Here is a 17,503-nt window from a genome sequence, read left to right on the forward strand (position 1 = left end):
TCGTGTTCTCAACTGAATAATATATAAGGAAGTTAGCGCTACTTATGAAGCAAGGTTTGCAACTCAGGCTTAGCCAGCAACTGGCCATGACTCCACAGCTTCAGCAGGCAATCCGTCTGTTGCAACTGTCCACGCTTGAACTGCAACAAGAGATTCAACTGGCGCTGGAAAGCAATCCGTTACTTGAGCAGACGGACAACCATGAAGAAATAGAGTCATTCGAGGTGGCCGACAGTGATTCGCTGGATACCGGCGAAGCATTGGAACAAAAAGACATGCCAGAAGAACTGCCGCTGGATGCGACCTGGGATGAAATCTATTCCGCAGGCACACCCTCCGGCACCGGCACCGATTACCGGGATGAAGAGTTACCGATCTATCAGGGCGAAACCACACAAACCCTTCAGGACTACCTGATGTGGCAGGTTGAATTGACGCCTTTTTCAGATACCGATGCGGCGATAGCGACATCCATCGTCGATGCGGTGGATAATACCGGCTATCTTACGGTGCCGCTGGAAGATATTCTGGACAGTATCGGCGATGAAAACGTTACGCTTGAAGAAGTGGAAGCGGTGCTCAAGCGGGTGCAACGCTTTGATCCGGTGGGCGTCGCCGCCCGCGATTTGCGTGATTGTCTGCTGGTGCAGCTTTCCCAATTTTTTGACAGCACACCGCGCCTCGCGGAAGCAAAACTGATCGTAAGCGAGTACCTCGATCTGCTGGCCAACCATGATTTCCGCAGTCTGATCCGCTCAACGCGCCTGAAAGAAGAGGTGCTGAAAGAAGCGCTGGCGCTGATTCAATCCCTCGATCCCCGTCCGGGCCAATCCATCAACACGGGTGAATCCGAGTACGTCATTCCTGACGTGCTGGTGCGCAAGATCCAGGGACGTTGGGTGGTTGAACTGAATACCGACAGCGTACCCCGTCTACAAATCAACCAGCAATATGCGGCGTTGGGCAACAGCGCGCGCAGCGACAGCGACGGCCAGTTCATTCGCAGCCATTTGCAGGAAGCGCGCTGGTTAATCAAAAGTCTGGAAAGCCGTAACGATACCTTGCTCAAAGTGACCCGCTGTATTGTCGAACAACAGCAGGATTTCTTTGAACAGGGCGAAGAATTCATGAAACCGATGGTGCTGGCGGATATCGCCCAGGTTGTGGATATGCATGAATCCACCATCTCAAGGGTGACCACACAGAAGTTCCTGCACAGTCCGCGCGGCATTTTTGAACTAAAATACTTCTTCTCCAGCCATGTGAATACCGACAGCGGAGGCGAAGCCTCGTCAACGGCGATCCGCGCGCTGGTCAAGAAGTTAATCGCCTCGGAAAACCCCGCCAAGCCGTTAAGCGACAGCAAGCTGACTTCCTTGCTCTCTGAACAGGGCATTATTGTGGCGCGGCGCACCGTGGCGAAATACCGAGAGTCTTTATCTATCCCACCATCAAATCAGCGTAAACAACTGCTTTGATCTCAACAGAGAGGAAGACGCTATGCAGATCAATATTACCGGACACCACATCGAAATTACCGAACCATTACGCGATTTCGTCAATACCAAGTTCGCCAAGTTAGAGCAATACTTTGACCGTATCATCCAGGTCAACGTGGTATTGAAAGTGGAGAAAGTACAACAAATTGCTGATGCTACCGTCCACGTCAACGGTGGAGAGCTACACGCCACATCAGAATCGGAAGATATGTACGCCGCGATTGATCTGCTGATCGATAAGCTCGCCCGCCAGCTTAATAAGCATAAGGACAAGCTGAAGCAGCACTAGTTTTTCTCTTGCCGGTCGGCAGGAGAACAGACCCGGCCCTTGCACATGACGGGCCGGGCTTACCGCAAGTGAAAGTGTCTTTAAGTGAATATAAAATGAACAACGTTCCCGTTTTGCAACTCAGCACCGTGTTACGCCCAGAGTGCACCCGAAGCGCCGTCCATTGCCAGAGTAAAAAACGCGCATTGGAAATTATCAGCGAGTTGGCCGCCAACCAGCTTAATCTCACTTCACAGATTGTTTTTGACGCCATTCTTACCCGCGAACGAATGGGCAGCACGGGTATTGGCAACGGCATTGCCATTCCCCACGGTAAGCTTGAAGACGATAACGCACTGGGCGCAATTGGGGTATTTATTCAGTTGGAACAGCCTATCGCTTTCGATGCCGTTGATCATCAAGACGTTGATTTGCTTTTTGCCTTGCTGGTTCCGGCAGAACAATGTAAAACCCATTTACATACGCTGTCGCTGGTTGCCAAACGACTGGCTGATAAAACGGTGTGTCGGCGTCTGCGAGCGGCGCAAAGCGATGAAGAACTTTATCAGATCATGATGGAAAGCGGTTAAGTCGAATGGCGACATGGCTTACGATGAATAGCGCCCCAGGCTGGAATGACAGAATGCTTGCAATCCATGTGCTAACCATTCATTTTCTAGCCGTTCACGATAAAAACAATCGCGGCGAGAGTTCGCCATCACGTTGCCAGAGGGGAGTTATCAGATGGTGCTGATGATTGTCAGTGGTCGTTCAGGGTCAGGTAAATCCGTCGCTCTGCGTGCGCTGGAAGACATGGGGTTCTACTGCGTGGATAACCTGCCGGTGGTCTTGTTGCCGGAACTGGCCGATACGCTTGCGACGCGCAATATCTCCGCCGCGGTCAGCATTGATGTGCGCAATATGCCGGAATCGCCGGAAGTCTTTGAACAGGCAATGGCGCAACTCCCGCAGAGCTTCTCACCACAGTTGTTATTTCTGGACGCCGATCGCAATACGCTGATCCGCCGTTACAGCGATACCCGCCGTCTGCACCCTTTATCCAGTAAGAATCTGTCGCTGGAAAGCGCCATTGATGAAGAAAACGATCTTCTGGAACCCCTGCGATCGCGCGCCGATCTGATCATCGATACCTCGGAAATGTCGGTGCATGAACTGGCTGAAATGCTGCGTACCCGCCTGCTGGGTAAACGAGAACGCGAGTTGACGATGGTGTTTGAATCTTTCGGCTATAAGCATGGCATCCCCATTGACGCCGACTACGTGTTTGATGTGCGTTTCCTGCCCAACCCACACTGGGACCCCAAACTCCGTCCGATGACCGGCTTGGACAAGCCCGTCGCCGCTTTCCTCGAACGTCATACTGAAGTCCACAATTTTATCTACCAGACGCGCAGCTATCTGGAACTATGGCTTCCCATGCTGGAAACCAATAACCGCAGTTACCTGACCGTGGCGATTGGCTGTACCGGCGGCAAGCACCGATCGGTTTATATCGCCGAACAGTTGGCGGACTACTTCCGATCCCGCGGCAAAAATGTCCAGTCCCGCCACCGTACTCTGGAAAAGCGTAAATCGTGATGGTCAGGCAAATTAGCGTCAGACGAAATAATGACAGTCAAACAAACCGTTGAAATCAAAAACAAGCTGGGCATGCACGCCCGCCCCGCCATGAAACTGTTTGAACTGGTGCAGAGTTTCGATGCGGAAGTGATATTGCGTAATGACAGCGGTACGGAAGCCGAGGCCAGCAGCGTGATTGCCATGCTGATGCTGGACTCAGCCAAAGGCCGGCTGGTTGAAGTCGAAGCGACTGGCCCGGACGAAGCACAGGCGCTGGCCGCCGTGATTACGCTGTTTGAAGCCGGGTTTGACGAAGAGTAACCGCTGTCTTCTTTGGGCGGCAGCGGCGATCACATAAAACCGATGACCGCCTTCTTCCGTACAGCTTTACTGTCCCGCAATCTTCATTTCCGGCAATAGCACCGATCCACACTGAATATTACTGCGCGTTTCAATGTCGTCGCCCACCGTCACGATATTGCGCAACATGTCTTTCAGATTGCCTGCGATGGTGATCTCACTGACCGGATACTGAATTTCACCGTTTTCCACCCAGAAACCGGACGCGCCACGGGAATAATCCCCGGTTACGCCGCTGACGCCCTGACCCATTAATTCCGTCACCAGCAGCCCTTTGCCCATTTGTCTGAGCAAGCCTGCGAAGTCCAGCCCTTGACCGGCGATACGCCAGTTATGAATTCCCCCGGCATGTCCGGTGCTCTTCATGCCCAGTTTACGTGCGGCGTAACTGGTCAGCAGCCAGGTCTGCAACACGCCGTCCTTCACAATCTCACGCCGCTGGGTGCGAACCCCTTCACTGTCGAACGGCGTGGACGCCAGCCCTTTGCGTAAATGCGGCTGTTCTTCAATCGTCAACCATTCAGGCAGGATTTGCTGGCCCAGTTTGTCCAGCAGGAAAGTCGATTTGCGATATACGCTGCCGCCGCTGATGGCGCCGACCAGATGGCCGAACAGACCTGTCGCCACCTCAGCGGAAAACAGAACCGGCGCCTGCATGGTTGGCAACTTACGCGGCGATAAACGGGATAATGTACGCCGCGCACACTCTTCACCCACCCACTCAGGCGTCTTCAAATCTTCCAGCGAACGGCCAATAGTGTAGGCGTAATCCCGCTCCATGTCGCCATTCACTTCGGCAATCACACAACTGGACATGGAATGGCGACTGGAACAATAGCTTTGCAACATGCCGTGGCTGTTGCCAAACACTCTGATAGCGTAATGGCTGTTGAAGCTGCCGCCTTCAGTATTGGTGATCCGCTTATCCGCCTTCAGCGCGGCCTGTTCAGCACGTGCGGCCAACTCGATGCCACGATCCGCATCCAGTTCCGTCGGGTGAAACAAGTCCAGATCCGGGGCATCAAAAGCCAGCAGTTCTTTATCTGCCGGCCCCGCGAAGGGATCGACGGAGGTGTAACGGGCAATATCCAGCGCCGCCTGCACAGTACGCGCGATGGCGTCCGGGCTGAGATCGGTGGATGAGGCGCTGCCTTTACGCTGCTGGTAATACACCGTAATCCCCAGCGCTCCGTCGCTGTTGAATTCGACGTTTTCAACTTCACCATAACGGGTGCTCACGCCAATACCGGTGGTTTTCGACACGGAAACTTCCGCCGCATCCGAACCCGCTCGCGCCAGTTCCAGCGCCTGTGCAACCGCTTGTTCCAGCGCCGTGCGCTGTTGTGCAACCTGAGTGATGATTGTCATTGTTCTGCCATAATGAATGAGAAAACCGTTGCGACGGACGACGCGACAAGTTTATGCCGATGCGCAAACGTATTACGCTCAGCGTAAACATAAGGAATATTTCCGCACATTCCTCGTCATCCCTCCATCTAAAAAGGTGTAGCATAATGCCTCTGAGTCTAACAGGATCCGCGGACAATTTCGCATAAAGCCCAAACCTGTTAGTATCAGCCTCTTTTTTATGGCGGGCGACCCGCCTGTTACCTTCAGGGCTGCGGCAAGCGGCGTTAAAAACTTGTCCTGAAATTTTAGGAACCAACCATGAGCAAAAAAACCGAAGACTGGCTTGATGAAGTCCCGGACAATAATGAAGACGATGATGAAATTATCTGGGTCAGTAAAAGCGAGATAAAACGTGATGCTGAAGCACTGAAAGCGCTCGGTGCGGAACTGGTTGAACTGGGTAAAAACGCGTTGGAGAAAATTCCGCTGGATGACGACCTGCGCGCCGCCATCGAACTGGCGCAGCGTATCAAGAAAGAGGGCCGTCGCCGCCAGTTGCAACTGATTGGTAAACTGTTGCGCGCCCGCGATCCAGAACCCATCCAGGCCGCGTTGGATAAACTGAAAAACCGTCATAATCAGCAGGTGGCGCTGTTTCACAAACTTGAACTGCTGCGCGACCGTCTGGTGACCGAAGGCGATGACGCTATTCCTGATATTCTGGCGCTTTGCCCGCACGCCGACCGCCAGCAACTACGTTCGCTGGTGCGCAATGCGCAAAAAGAGCAGGCCGCGAATAAACCGCCGAAATCCACCCGGCAGATTTTTCAGTATTTGCGTGAATTGTCAGAAACCGAGGCATGAAACCTGCGCCACCCCATTGGCGAATGTCGTTCGCAACAGGAACTACGGTGATTAATGAGGCTCCCACCGGGAAGCCTCGCACCGTGGTCGCCTCAGACGTTTTTGTCTAACCGCGACAGCAAACTTATAGCCCGCTCAGATGCCAGGTTTTTACTTCCAGGAATTCATCCAGCCCCAGCACCGATCCTTCACGCCCCAACCCTGACTCTTTCACGCCGCCAAACGGCGCCAGTTCAGTGGACACGGCGCACTCATTGATACCGATCATGCCGCTTTCCAGCGCGTCCGCCACCCGGAATACGCGTTGCAAATTCTGGCTGTAAAAGTAAGCCGCCAGACCAAACGGCGTATCGTTGGCACGCTGGATCACCTCTTCTTCCGTTTTAAACCGGAAACATGGCGCAACCGGGCCAAACGTTTCTTCCTGAGCCAGCAACATCGCTTCACTGGCATCGGCAATCACCGTCGGTTCAAAGAAACAGCCGCCCAGCGCATGGCGTTTTCCCCCCACGATGGCCCGCCCGCCGTGCGACACCGCATCATTAACGTGTTTTTCCACTTTTTCCACAGCCGCATCGTCAATCAATGGGCCCAGCGTCACGCCATCGTCCACGCCGTTACCTACTTTCAGTTTTTTCACCTCTGCCGCCAGCAGGGAAACAAACTCATCGTACACGCCGTCCTGAATATAAAATCGGTTGGCGCTGACGCAAACCTGTCCGGCATTGCGGAAACGATTGGCGATAGCCCCTTTGACGGCTTCATGAATATCCGCGTCGTCAAACACGATATAAGGCGCGTTGCCGCCCAGTTCCATAGAAATACGTTTCATGGTGTCAGCGGCATTGCGCATCAGCGTTTTCCCCACCGCAGTGGAACCGGTGAAGGAGATCTTGCGTACTTTGGCGCTGGCCATAATAGTATCGCTGATCGCCTGGGTATCCCCCGCGACGCCATTGAGTACCCCGGCAGGCACCCCCGCCTGCTCTGCCAACGCCAGCAACGCAAAAGCAGATAACGGCGTATTATTGGCGGGCTTGATAACCCCGGTACAACCCGCCGCCAGCGCAGGGCCGAGCTTACGCGCCAGCATCGCCAGCGGAAAATTCCACGGCGTTATGGCAACCACCACGCCAACTGGTTCACGCGTGGCATAAATACGCGATCCCGCTTTGGCGGGCGGGATAATCTCGCCGTTGATTCGTTTTGCCTGCTCAGCAAACCATTGGATAAAGTTCGCGGCATAGATCACTTCGCCTTCCGCCTCTTTGACTGGTTTTCCCTGCTCCGCGGTCATCAGTTCCGCTAAATAGCGTTTATTTTCCAGTATCAGTTCGTACCAGCGATAAAGAATTTCAGAACGTTCTTTCGCGGTCTTGCGTTTCCACGCCGGAAAAGCCTGATATGCCGCATCAATGGCGGACTGCGTTTCCACTTTACCCGCTTTGGACACCGCGGCGATGCGCTCACCAGTCGCCGGATTCAAGACATCGAATGTCGCCGCCGCCTGCCGCCATTGTCCCGCGACAAAGTAACCGGTTTTAAACAGTGTGTTATCCTGCAAATGTTGTTGTGACATCGTGTTACCTCCTGATAACTGTCGAGTCTCATTACATCATGAGGAAAAATCGTGAATGGTAAGTATAGAAGTGATGCGCGGAACGCGCTGTCCAATGACAGAAATGAAGCGGTTAATCACTCAACGCATGCTGATATTTGCGCAGCATGGTGACGAAACGTCCGACGGGCGCCGTGATATCCGGCGGCAGTTGCCGCTGCGCCAGCTTGTGCTGATACTCGTCGAGTTCATCCAGTAGTTGAGTAAACGTCTGGCTGCGCGTGGCGCCACGTCTCGCGCCCACCACGCGCTCCGCTGTGGCGCGAATCTGGCGGTGAAAGGCGGACAGCGCGTCATCTTGAGGAATAGCCAACGAACGCAAACGCTGATGGGCGATAATCAACGACAAAGCCAGACGATATTTGGCGATATCGCCGGGGAACATGTTCAGCAACAAAAACAATTGTTGATAAAGTGCGGGCAGATGGTTCTCTTTACGCCGCGCCTGATTGGTGGTTAATGCCGATATCGCGCTATAAACAAAGCGATTCAACAATGTGCGGCCGGTATGGATTTTGGCATTGTCGCGGATCAGCAGAATAACCATCAGCGCCAGAAAACAACCGATGATCTGCCCGATGGCATTATCAAGGAATTGATTGATATGAAACGTCATCGGGTTATCCAGCACCAGAATATTAATCGTGCTCGCCAGCGTCCCCAGCGATCCGAGACGCCGCTTTTGCACCTCGATACCAATGACGAACGCTATCGCCCCCAGGCTGAGGCAAAGCAGCAACATACTTTGCTGCGTCGAAGGCATGATAAACATAAACATCAGCACCCCCAGCGGCAGTGCCGCGATGGTGCCGTAAAGGAAATCCACCGCCATCATTTTGGGGTTTGGCAAGCGCATCGCCAGCGATGTCACCACAGCAAGCATGACCATGCAAACGCTACCTGACGTCCAGCCGGTGCTAAGCCAGAACAGGCAACCCAACGCCGTCGCCACGCCCGTGCGTAATCCGTTGATCATGGCGTGATGAGTTTCGGCGGATGGCGCTTTAATCTCAACATCGCTGTGCAGCACATCCGCTTCCACTTTACTGATGCGCCCGTTGGTCTGCACGCCTTTGGCCAGTAACTGGTAGCGGGTAGCGATCCCTACCCAACTACTTACCGTGGGCGGAATAGCCTGACGATGGCCGGCCGCAATCAGGTGCCGCAGCAATTTCAGGCGGCGGTGAACGTCCTGCATCGATTCAACCGGCTGATCAATGATCCGTTGCAGGCTGCTTTTACCCCAGGAAGGGTGATCTTGCATAACCAGATAGGTTTCGCAAGCCTGCGTAATCAGCGCCAGCGATTGGGTATGCATTGATTTCAAACGCTGATTGCTGTTCTGCCAGCGCGATGACTCCATCATTAAATGATTACGCATGCCGTTCAGCGCGGTCGTTTTGCGTACCAGCGCATGCCAGGCGGCATCAATCACTTCTTTTTCCGCCTGATTGACACACAATTGCAGTAACCGGTACTGATCCACCAGCAGCGCTTCGATACTGCGATCAATATCTTGTTTGATGGAACGAGGGGAAAACAGCAGATCAGCCAGGATCGCGCACATAATTCCCAACACGATCTCACTGCAACGTTCGACCACGAACTGTGGCGTCAGCAACGGCGTCTCTGCGACGGAAACGATGATGATAAGCGTCGTATAGCCTGCCAACCCAAACAAATAGGCGTTTTCAGTTTTGACGAGTGAAGAGATCCAGGTACAGACGCCCGCCCAAACGCAACACAGCATCAACATGAGCACTGGCGCCCGAATCGTTGCAATTATGATGATTAATGCAGCGATACAGCCAATAAATGTACCGACAATGCGCAATATACCGCGATGACGGATAGCCCCGGAAAAGGGTTCGCCGCCCGCAACGAAAGCTGGCCCGGCTGAAACAATCGCCGCCGTCAGCACCGACCAGCGCGGCGTTTCCAACTGTAAATGGAATCCCAGAAACAGAGACAGGACAATGGCGAAGCTCAGCTTAAACGCGAAGCGGAAGCGAATAAATATCGGGCTTTTCATGTTATTAGCCGAACTCACGCAATCGATATAATAAGCGGATCAGCGGCGATGGCTGTTTATCATTGTCGACTTTCTCCCCGGTAATGATGACGGTGGCGGTCGTTCCCGCGGGATAAAGATCGCCCATCTGACGATCCAGTTTGATCTTCACTGGCACGCGTTGCGCTAAACGCACCCACTCCAGATTGGAGTCAATTGCCGCCAGGCCTTTACTATCAACGCTGCTACTGCTGTTGTTTACCCCAGCGGCCACACTGTCTACCGTGCCGTAGAAAATACGTTTGCTGCCCAGCGGAGTGATTTCGGCGCGATACCCACGGCGCACGCCTTCCAGTTTCGTCTCTTCCATGTAAGCCAACAGGTAGAATGAATCTTTTTTCACCAGCGCCACAGCGGTTGAGCCACGGGTAATAAACTCTCCGCTCTGCACATTCAGATTGGTGACCCAACCATCAGCCGGCGCGCGCACCACGGTGCGCTCAAGATCCAACTTCGCCAGATCCATAGCGGCCTGTGCTTTGGCAAGCTGGTGTCTCGCCGTTTCCAGCGCACTCCCGGACTGATCAATATTCTCCTGCGACATCGCCTGAATACCTAAACGTACCCGACGCCCCGCCTCCCGCTTTTTCTCCACCACCAACGCCTGATAGTAGGCTACATCGGCTTCTGCCTGCGCCAGGGCCGCACGATACCGTGGCTGATCCACAATAAACAGTACATCGCCCTGCTTAACCAGTTGGTTGTCCGTCACCCGCACATCGGTAAGTAACCCGCTAACGTCGGGAGAAATTGCCACGACATCCGCGGTAAACTTCGCGTCACGCGTCCAGGGCGATTCGGTATAAAACGCCCAGATACGAAATACCGCCACAATAGCGAATAACACCACGACCAGCGTGATGGCCACACGACCCAATTTTTTCGTGAGCGTAGTGATAAAGAGAGATTTCACAAGCGACTTCAAAGACCATAACGGAACAGCAGATAGAACAGGCAGCAGAATAATGCGGTATTAAACAAGGCCGGGTGCCAGACAAAATCATAGATGCCTGTCGGTTGCAGCAACCGGTTCACGACGAAAAATAGCGTCAGTGACACCAGTAACACAAAGAAGACCGGCGGGAACGATAAGCCGAACAGCACCATAACCGGGAGTGAACTCATCCTCTTTTCCTTATTTTTCATTAGAGTTAACGAGACATACGGGTACGTTAGCGTAATTAACGCATAGCCAACCAATCAACCATAAGCCTTTGTCCCCCCTGCTTCATCGCCGTCGGGTCAACATGGCGTCAAACTGATACATACGATTGCAGGTGCAGGCTGCTGATTCTATAAACGATGTTAAATCAGCGTTTTTTACGCTACGGTAATAACAATGATAGACCGAAGGTTTGATATGACCTGTCCGACATCATCAGACAGGTCATATTATGGATGGTTATTATCATCTTATCTACATAGTGTGATCTAAATCACTTTTAAGCCAGAGTAAACAATGGAACGATTAAAAAGTATGTCGGTGTTCGCCAGAGTAGTGCAATGCGGCTCTTTTACCGCCGCCGCGCGCCAACTCCAGATGAGCGTTTCCGCCGTCAGCCAGACCGTTACCAAGCTTGAAGACCAATTGCAGATCAAGCTGCTTAATCGCAGTACGCGCAGTATTGGCCTGACCGAAGCGGGAAAAATTTATTACCACGGTTGCCGCCGCATGCTGCATGAAGCGCATGAGGTGCACGAACAACTTTATGCCTTCAACAGTACCCCGATCGGCACATTACGCATTGGTAGCTCGTCCACCATGGCGCAGAATGTTCTCTCCGCCATGACCGCCGATTTGCTCAGGGAATATCCGGGGCTTTCCGTTAATCTGGTCACCGGTATCCCCGCGCCTGATTTGATCGCCGATGGGCTGGATATCGTCATTCGGGTCGGCGCGTTACAGGATTCGAGTTTGTTTTCCAAACGGCTGGGTTCGATGCCCATGGTGGTCTGCGCCGCCAAAAGCTATCTGGCGCAACATGGCGCGCCGGAAAAACCCGCTGATGTCGTGAACTTTTCCTGGCTGGAATACAGCGTGCGGCCGGATAGTGAATTCGAACTGATTGCTCCCGAAGGCATTTCCACCCGGCTCTCTCCTCAGGGCCGCTTCGTGACTAACGATCCACAGACGCTGGTCAAGTGGTTAAAAGCGGGCGCCGGGATCGCCTATGTTCCCCTGATGTGGATAATTGAAGAAATTCAGCGTGGCGAAATGGAAATTCTGTTCAATCATTACCACTCCGATCCGCGTCCGGTCTATGCGTTATATACCCGCAAAGACAACCTGCCGCTGAAAGTACAGGTTTGTATCAATTACATGATGGAGTATTTCAAGAAAGTCGCCCAGACGTATCAAGGGTATCGTCAGAATAACGAAGAAGAAAAAAAATAAATTCGCAAGTGATCGGTCATTCCTCAGCCATCCACCCCGACGATAAAAAAGCGCTGGAAAGCCGCCATAAAAAACGCCGGGAGGGATTGCCTGTGATAAAAACCGCGTTCGCACACGGTTGTTATCAAGACAACGGGACACGCCGGATTACGCCGTCCCCCCTACCGTCAGACTTTCCAGTTTCAGCGTCGGCTGACCTACGCCAACCGGCAGGCTTTGTCCTTCTTTGCCGCACACGCCAACGCCTTTGTCCAGGGCCAGATCGTTGCCCACCATAGCGATCTGCTGCATGGCTTCAATACCGGAACCAATCAGCGTGGCGCCTTTTACCGGCGTGGTCACGCGGCCATTTTCAATCAGATACGCTTCCGAGGTGGAGAACACAAACTTGCCGGACGTGATATCCACCTGACCGCCGCCAAAGTTCGGCGCGTATAAACCGTATTCCACGCTGGCGATAATCTCTTCCGGCGTTGATTGGCCCGCCAGCATATAGGTATTGGTCATACGCGGCATCGGCAGGTGCGCATAAGATTCCCGGCGACCATTGCCTGTCGGGGCGACGCCCATCAGACGGGCGTTCAGTTTATCCTGCATGTAACCTTTCAGGATGCCGTTCTCAATCAGCACGTTATACTGACCCGGCACGCCTTCGTCATCCATCGCCAATGAACCGCGGCGCCCTTGCAGCGTGCCGTCATCCACCACCGTACACAATTCGGACGCCACCCGTTTCCCCACCTGCCCGCTGAACACCGAGGTTCCACGGCGGTTAAAATCGCCTTCCAGCCCGTGTCCCACCGCTTCATGCAGCAATACTCCCGGCCAGCCCGCGCCCAACACCACAGGCATCGATCCGGCGGGCGCGGCAATCGCCGAGAGATTAATCAGCGCCATGCGTACCGCTTCTTTCGCCCAGGCTTCCACGCGAGGCTCACCGTCAACCGCCTCCCAGAAATAGTGATAACCGCTGCGCGACCCTCCGCCGCTGCCGCCGCGCTCACGCTTGCCGTCCGCTTCCACCAGCACGCTTACCGACAGACGCACCAGCGGGCGAACATCCGCGGCCAGCGTACCGTCAGTCGCCGCCACCAGCACCAGTTCGTACACGCCCGTCAGACTGGCCGTCACTTCCTGAACTCTGGCGTCGGCGGCACGCGCCACCGTATCCGCTCGCTGCAACAGCGCGATTTTATCTTCACGGGTCAGACTATCAAGCGGGTTAAGCTGAGGGTAAAGCGCGGGATGCGACACTTCGCCCAACGTATGCAACTTGCCGGTGCCTGACTCACGCACAATACTGCGTGCCGCTTGAGCGCTTTGATGCAACGCATTCAGCGTAATCTGGTCAGCATAGGCAAACCCTGTTTTTTCGCCATCAATCGCGCGGATCCCCACGCCCTGATCGATATGATAGGAGCCTTCCTTGATGATGCGGTCTTCCAATACCCATGACTCATGGTAACTGGACTGAAAATAAAGGTCGGCGTAATCCAGACGACGTTCATTCAATACTCCCAATACGGAAGACAGGTCATTAAGGTTCAATTTGTTAGCGGTGAGTAATTGCTCACTGACAAACGACAGACTCATATTTTTTCACTCTTTATTAGATGAAATCGGGTGAACGAACTGCGCTGCCCACATATCGCTATTCGCCCTGCTTGTTACTCGGCTCACGCAGTACTTCCTGAATCTTCGGCTGATCGATGCTACCGGAAATCTGGTAACGGATCAGCGAAATCTTGTTCCATAGCGGCGCCAGCACCTTGCTGGCGGCAAAAACCGCCGCCCCCACCACCGGGTTAACGACAAATGCCGTGGCGACGCCCACCGTGGCCGAAATTTCCGGCGCCACCACCGCCTCGATATTGACCTGACGTTGCACCAAATCGACACTGCCTTTCATGGCGATATCCGCTTCCAGGCCGTCAACCAACATATCCTCGGTATGCAGCACGCCATCTTTGATCCATGCCGTGCTGCGGATACCATCGAAATAAAAACCACTGCCGAACGTATCGCTGAAATCGAAGCGAAGCTTACGCAGCAAGGCATCGAAACTGACCAGACGCAGCAGTTGCCCGGCCTGTCCCGTCCCCGCATCGGCGATTTCCCCTTTGCCTATCCGCGTGTGCAGAATACCGCTCAGGCTGGCGATATCCGGCGCCCACGGCGTGCCGTGCCAGTAAAGATCGTAATCCACATCAAACGATCCGACGCGTAACGGCGTATCGACGCCGAACCACTCGGCGTTTTGCACCAGACTGTCGCCGGTTAATCGCCCTTTCAGCGCGGTACGAACGCCCTGGGCGTTATCCTGCCAGCTGCCGTTTACCGTTAGCCGCGCCTTTCCGGTATCAATAACACCGTCACTCAGCATCAGCTTGTCTTTCTCAGGTTGTAGCGTACCCTGAACGCGGCCAACATTTTGTCCGATAAACCAGCACTGACGACAATCGATCTGCAACGCGGGCCAATTCTGAAAGCTGATGCTGGGATCGTTCAGCGGCGATCGCTTCTCGGCCAAGGCAATCGGATTGGTCGCTTCATTCCCTTTCCATTGGGGATTGTAGTAGAGATAACCGATATCACTGCGCCATATGCCGTTATGCGGAATGTTAAGCGTGGCGTCAATTTCACGCCCCGTGGCGTGCACTTCACTGCCGGTCAGACTATTTTTGCCGGCAATCGCTAAATCATGCCACTGCTGCCCCAACAATGTCAGAACCGGTGTGCGTAATGTCACTTCCGTCGGCAAGCGGAAATTACCGCCAGCCCCTTTCCCGCCCAATGAGGTTCGTGCTGCCGGCAGCAATCCGAGCCAACTTTCGCCATCCAGCGCAGGCAAATCAAGCACCAGCGCCGAGCCTGGCGGTAACGGCGGCAGCGTGCCGGCGTTGCTTTTCCAACTGCCGCGCGCCAGTGTGACGGTATCGCCTTTCAGCAACCACTGGCTGTTAAACCGAGCAGCCTTGCCAATACGACTATTCAGCGCAAACCCATTCAGGTCGCCTTTCGCATTGACTTGCAACGGCATAGGATCGCCGGCAGATTTATTTAACGGGCTTGGTAAGTGACTACTCACTTTCTGTAGATCCGCTTCAATATCTACGCCATAGGTTGTTTTACCCCGATACGGCAAATTGACGGTAACCGTACTTTTCCAGTCCGCCACGCCTGCGATCTGATTGGCAAGCGACGGCGGCAAGCCTGGCAAACGGGCGGGTTGCCACGCGCCTTGTAACCCGATATTCACCAGAAACGCGTTTGCCTGCTCTTCAGTAGTGAAATTCACCTGCATCGGCTGCCCCAACCAGTTGGCTGACAGCGTTTCACTACTCAGGTTGCCGTTGTCATAACGGAAACGCCCGGTAAGGTTTTTGATTGTCGTCGCCAGCGGCTTGATGTACAGGTTGTTATTATTCAACGCAATATCGCCGCTGGCGCGCACTTCGCCGCCATCCAGCGGAATAGCAAGATTTAAGGCGCCTTTTATCGGACCAGTAATGTTCAGCGCGTCCAGCGCCGCGCCCACCGATGATTTCAAGGGTGTTTGCTGAAAATAGCTGCCGACTTCCTGACCTGGCCCCTCGAGTTCGCCATTAACCAGCAGCTTCTCTTTACCGTAATCCGGGATCACGGCGCTGATGTTTCGGCCCTCCACGTTGCCCAGCCAGGCTTGCAGCGCAAACATCCACAGGCCGTTATTGGCGAAATCCAGGTTGATATCCAACTGCGTCAAGGCTGGCCAGCCCGGTTGATACTCAAATACCGCATTCTTGACCGGCACCCAGACCTCAAACTGTCCTTCGTTGTGCGCGTAAGGGAAATTCCGCGGATTACCGGCAAAAATCAACGTGCCGTTCTCCACCCGGCCGCTTTTGAGCGCGTTGCTCAGGTAATCCACCAGCGCCTTGCCCATAAAAGGTTCGGGGTAATAGCGCCAGGCGTCAGCCGCATCCGTCAGACGAAGGCCGGCCAGAATATCCAGTCTGGGCTCGCCTTTTTCAGGGTGCTGATAACGAAAATCACCGTTGACCCACAGCGATTTGGCCTGCACATCCAACCCGTGGCTCCACAGTTCCCAGCCCTGCGGGTTGTCGCGCCAGTAAATCGTCCCGCTGGCCTGATTGATTTCAAGCGGTGCGCGAAACATCCCCTCATAAGGCAGCGTACTTTCGGCCAGATCGATATTCAGTTGTCCCTGATCCATACTGCCGCTGACCGAACCGGAAAAGTGGTTCATTCCCGGCAGCCGTGCCCACTGCTGCCAACTGACATCCTGCCAACGGCTCTGAAAGCGGGTTTTTTCCGGTTGTTGCACAGGAATATCCAATGCCAGCGCCGTGAGTTCGCCTTTCGGTTGCAGTGATCCCCAACGCGCTTTCAAATCAGGCGTCGTGGTGGGCAACAACGGCAACAGCGAGCCCAAACGCTCCAGTTGCAGATTGGCGGCTCGAATACGCAATTCCTCCTGACGATCCGCCCCCAGCATGGATTCGTTCTTCGTCAGCCACAGCGCCGATAACTGGCCGGTCGGCCAGGCCACGCCATCCGTCGCCAGGTTCAACGCGGGAACATCCACCTGCCAGCCATTTTCCTGACGGCTGATGCGCAGCGCCATATCATCAACATTCAGACGATGCCCATTTTCCCCTTCCCGCCAGGCCGCCGTTCCCTGATTCAGGAACACCTCTGCGCCATCAACAGCGCCATCACGCACAGTCAGCCAGGCTGCCAAACTGAAATCCGCGCTTTCCAGCCCGGTGTTGTTCTTCAGCCAGCGACTCAGCCAGGGTTTCATGTCAATATCATCGGCCTGTAGATACAGCGTACCGGTATTGAGCAGCCCTTGATGATCCTGTAAATCCATCCTCATCTGCACCACGCCATGCTGACCAGTAAAGCTCGACAGGCTGATCAGCCCTTCGGCGCGGTGGCGGTTATCCTGATTCAGCCAGGTCAGTTGGGGAATGCTCAACTCGGCGCGTGCGCCGGATGGCGTAAGAAAAGAGATAAGGCTATCGCGCAGATCAAAGCGATCGAACTGGCGCAGGAAAAGATCGCTCAATTTTCCCGATTCCATCAGATCGCCATCCTGACGCTGCCCGGTCAGGGGTGTATTGAGATCAAAGCGGGATTGATAAAAAGTGAGATCGCGGAACTGCCAGCGAGCGTGCAGCAGGGATTGCCACACATCCAATGCCAGTGTGATACGTTCAACCCGCCAGTCGGCTTCCGGCGATAAGGCACTAAAATTGTCAATTTCCAGCGTGGGGCCAAAATTTTCCCAACGCCCTTTCAGCGATCCGATCTCCAGCTTAACCCCGGAAACAGTTTCTGCCCATGCCACCAGTTGTGGCCGGAAGTGATCGATCTGTGGCAGCGCCAATCTTAAACCGCTGACTAACAGCGCGACAATCACGATAAGAGTGGCGCCCGTGACGAATAATATTCCGGGCAGTCGCCTCACGAATTTCTCCTTGTTTTCGTC

Annotated in this window: 14 protein-coding genes; 7 read left to right on the forward strand and 7 right to left on the reverse strand. The window is 54.2% G+C overall.

All coding sequences use genetic code 11. The features are described 5' to 3' along the window. Positions 1-44: 44 nt before the first annotated feature. The 5 genes from rpoN to npr all read left to right on the forward strand — a co-directional run bounded on the left by rpoN (position 45) and on the right by npr (position 3,669). The gene (gene rpoN, locus DES54_RS04315; protein ID WP_113865374.1) at positions 45-1,478 is read left to right on the forward strand and encodes an RNA polymerase factor sigma-54; all 1,434 of its coding nucleotides are present in this window, start codon (positions 45-47) and stop codon (positions 1,476-1,478) included. Positions 1,479-1,500: 22 nt separating this feature from the next. Further along, a complete protein-coding gene (gene hpf, locus DES54_RS04320; RefSeq protein ID WP_113865375.1) occupies positions 1,501-1,788 on the forward strand; it encodes a ribosome hibernation promoting factor in 288 nt (95 codons plus the stop codon). A gap of 95 nt (positions 1,789-1,883) precedes the next feature. Continuing rightward, entirely contained in the window at positions 1,884-2,357 is a 474-nt protein-coding gene (gene ptsN / locus DES54_RS04325) for a PTS IIA-like nitrogen regulatory protein PtsN (protein WP_113865376.1), read from the forward strand. Between the two features lie 154 nt (positions 2,358-2,511). Next, entirely contained in the window at positions 2,512-3,366 is an 855-nt protein-coding gene (gene rapZ / locus DES54_RS04330; RefSeq protein WP_113865377.1) for an RNase adapter RapZ, read from the forward strand. A 30-nt stretch (positions 3,367-3,396) separates the two neighbouring features. Next, positions 3,397-3,669, forward strand: a complete 273-nt coding sequence (gene npr, locus DES54_RS04335) for a PTS phosphocarrier protein NPr (protein ID WP_113865378.1) — start codon at positions 3,397-3,399, stop codon at positions 3,667-3,669. Between the two features lie 66 nt (positions 3,670-3,735). Here the strand turns inward: npr and pmbA are convergent, their stop codons facing one another. Beyond that, positions 3,736-5,076: a metalloprotease PmbA gene (gene pmbA / locus DES54_RS04340; protein WP_113865379.1), complete on the reverse strand. Its 1,341-nt coding sequence runs from the start codon at positions 5,074-5,076 to the stop codon at positions 3,736-3,738. A 300-nt stretch (positions 5,077-5,376) separates the two neighbouring features. Between pmbA and yjgA the strand changes: the two genes are divergently transcribed. Beyond that, positions 5,377-5,922 carry a ribosome biogenesis factor YjgA gene (gene yjgA / locus DES54_RS04345; protein WP_113865380.1) on the forward strand — a complete coding sequence of 182 codons (546 nt, stop codon included), beginning with the start codon at positions 5,377-5,379 and terminating at the stop codon, positions 5,920-5,922. A gap of 124 nt (positions 5,923-6,046) precedes the next feature. Here yjgA and DES54_RS04350 read toward each other — a convergent pair whose 3' ends face one another. The 4 genes from DES54_RS04350 to aaeX all read right to left on the reverse strand — a co-directional run bounded on the left by DES54_RS04350 (position 6,047) and on the right by aaeX (position 10,736). Then, complete coding sequence (locus DES54_RS04350; RefSeq protein WP_113865381.1) at positions 6,047-7,501, reverse strand: NAD-dependent succinate-semialdehyde dehydrogenase; 1,455 nt, start codon at positions 7,499-7,501, stop codon at positions 6,047-6,049. Positions 7,502-7,613: 112 nt separating this feature from the next. Beyond that, positions 7,614-9,572, reverse strand: coding sequence for a p-hydroxybenzoic acid efflux pump subunit AaeB (aaeB, locus tag DES54_RS04355; RefSeq protein ID WP_113865382.1), 1,959 nt, complete (start codon positions 9,570-9,572; stop codon positions 7,614-7,616). Positions 9,573-9,576: 4 nt separating this feature from the next. Then, a complete protein-coding gene (aaeA, locus tag DES54_RS04360) occupies positions 9,577-10,524 on the reverse strand; it encodes a p-hydroxybenzoic acid efflux pump subunit AaeA (RefSeq protein WP_240634931.1) in 948 nt (315 codons plus the stop codon). 8 nt (positions 10,525-10,532) lie between these two features. Continuing rightward, positions 10,533-10,736: a p-hydroxybenzoic acid efflux pump operon protein AaeX gene (aaeX, locus tag DES54_RS04365; protein WP_109053754.1), complete on the reverse strand. Its 204-nt coding sequence runs from the start codon at positions 10,734-10,736 to the stop codon at positions 10,533-10,535. A 334-nt stretch (positions 10,737-11,070) separates the two neighbouring features. On the opposite strand from aaeX, the gene aaeR reads away from it, so the two are divergent. After that, complete coding sequence (aaeR, locus tag DES54_RS04370) at positions 11,071-12,006, forward strand: HTH-type transcriptional activator AaeR (protein WP_113865383.1); 936 nt, start codon at positions 11,071-11,073, stop codon at positions 12,004-12,006. Between the two features lie 147 nt (positions 12,007-12,153). Here the strand turns inward: aaeR and tldD are convergent, their stop codons facing one another. After that, positions 12,154-13,599, reverse strand: coding sequence for a metalloprotease TldD (gene tldD / locus DES54_RS04375; RefSeq protein ID WP_113865384.1), 1,446 nt, complete (start codon positions 13,597-13,599; stop codon positions 12,154-12,156). Between the two features lie 58 nt (positions 13,600-13,657). Further along, the gene (gene yhdP / locus DES54_RS04380) at positions 13,658-17,482 is read right to left on the reverse strand and encodes an AsmA2 domain-containing protein YhdP (RefSeq protein WP_113865385.1); all 3,825 of its coding nucleotides are present in this window, start codon (positions 17,480-17,482) and stop codon (positions 13,658-13,660) included. Positions 17,483-17,503 lie beyond the last annotated feature (21 nt).

It is taken from the genome of Brenneria salicis ATCC 15712 = DSM 30166, assembly GCF_003315515.1.
Taxonomy (GTDB): Bacteria; Pseudomonadota; Gammaproteobacteria; order Enterobacterales; family Enterobacteriaceae; genus Brenneria; species Brenneria salicis.

Excerpts from the sequence above, each read along its gene's own strand:
- pmbA (WP_113865379.1), bottom strand. The coding sequence starts at position 5,076 with ATGACAATCATCACTCAGGTTGCACAACAGCGCACGGCGCTGGAACAA.
- tldD (WP_113865384.1), bottom strand. The coding sequence starts at position 13,599 with ATGAGTCTGTCGTTTGTCAGTGAGCAATTACTCACCGCTAACAAATTG.
- rapZ (WP_113865377.1), top strand. The coding sequence starts at position 2,512 with ATGGTGCTGATGATTGTCAGTGGTCGTTCAGGGTCAGGTAAATCCGTC.
- ptsN (WP_113865376.1), top strand. The coding sequence starts at position 1,884 with ATGAACAACGTTCCCGTTTTGCAACTCAGCACCGTGTTACGCCCAGAG.
- aaeB (WP_113865382.1), bottom strand. The coding sequence starts at position 9,572 with ATGAAAAGCCCGATATTTATTCGCTTCCGCTTCGCGTTTAAGCTGAGC.
- rpoN (WP_113865374.1), top strand. The coding sequence starts at position 45 with ATGAAGCAAGGTTTGCAACTCAGGCTTAGCCAGCAACTGGCCATGACT.
- yjgA (WP_113865380.1), top strand. The coding sequence starts at position 5,377 with ATGAGCAAAAAAACCGAAGACTGGCTTGATGAAGTCCCGGACAATAAT.
- aaeR (WP_113865383.1), top strand. The coding sequence starts at position 11,071 with ATGGAACGATTAAAAAGTATGTCGGTGTTCGCCAGAGTAGTGCAATGC.
- hpf (WP_113865375.1), top strand. The coding sequence starts at position 1,501 with ATGCAGATCAATATTACCGGACACCACATCGAAATTACCGAACCATTA.
- aaeX (WP_109053754.1), bottom strand. The coding sequence starts at position 10,736 with ATGAGTTCACTCCCGGTTATGGTGCTGTTCGGCTTATCGTTCCCGCCG.
- npr (WP_113865378.1), top strand. The coding sequence starts at position 3,397 with ATGACAGTCAAACAAACCGTTGAAATCAAAAACAAGCTGGGCATGCAC.
- DES54_RS04350 (WP_113865381.1), bottom strand. The coding sequence starts at position 7,501 with ATGTCACAACAACATTTGCAGGATAACACACTGTTTAAAACCGGTTAC.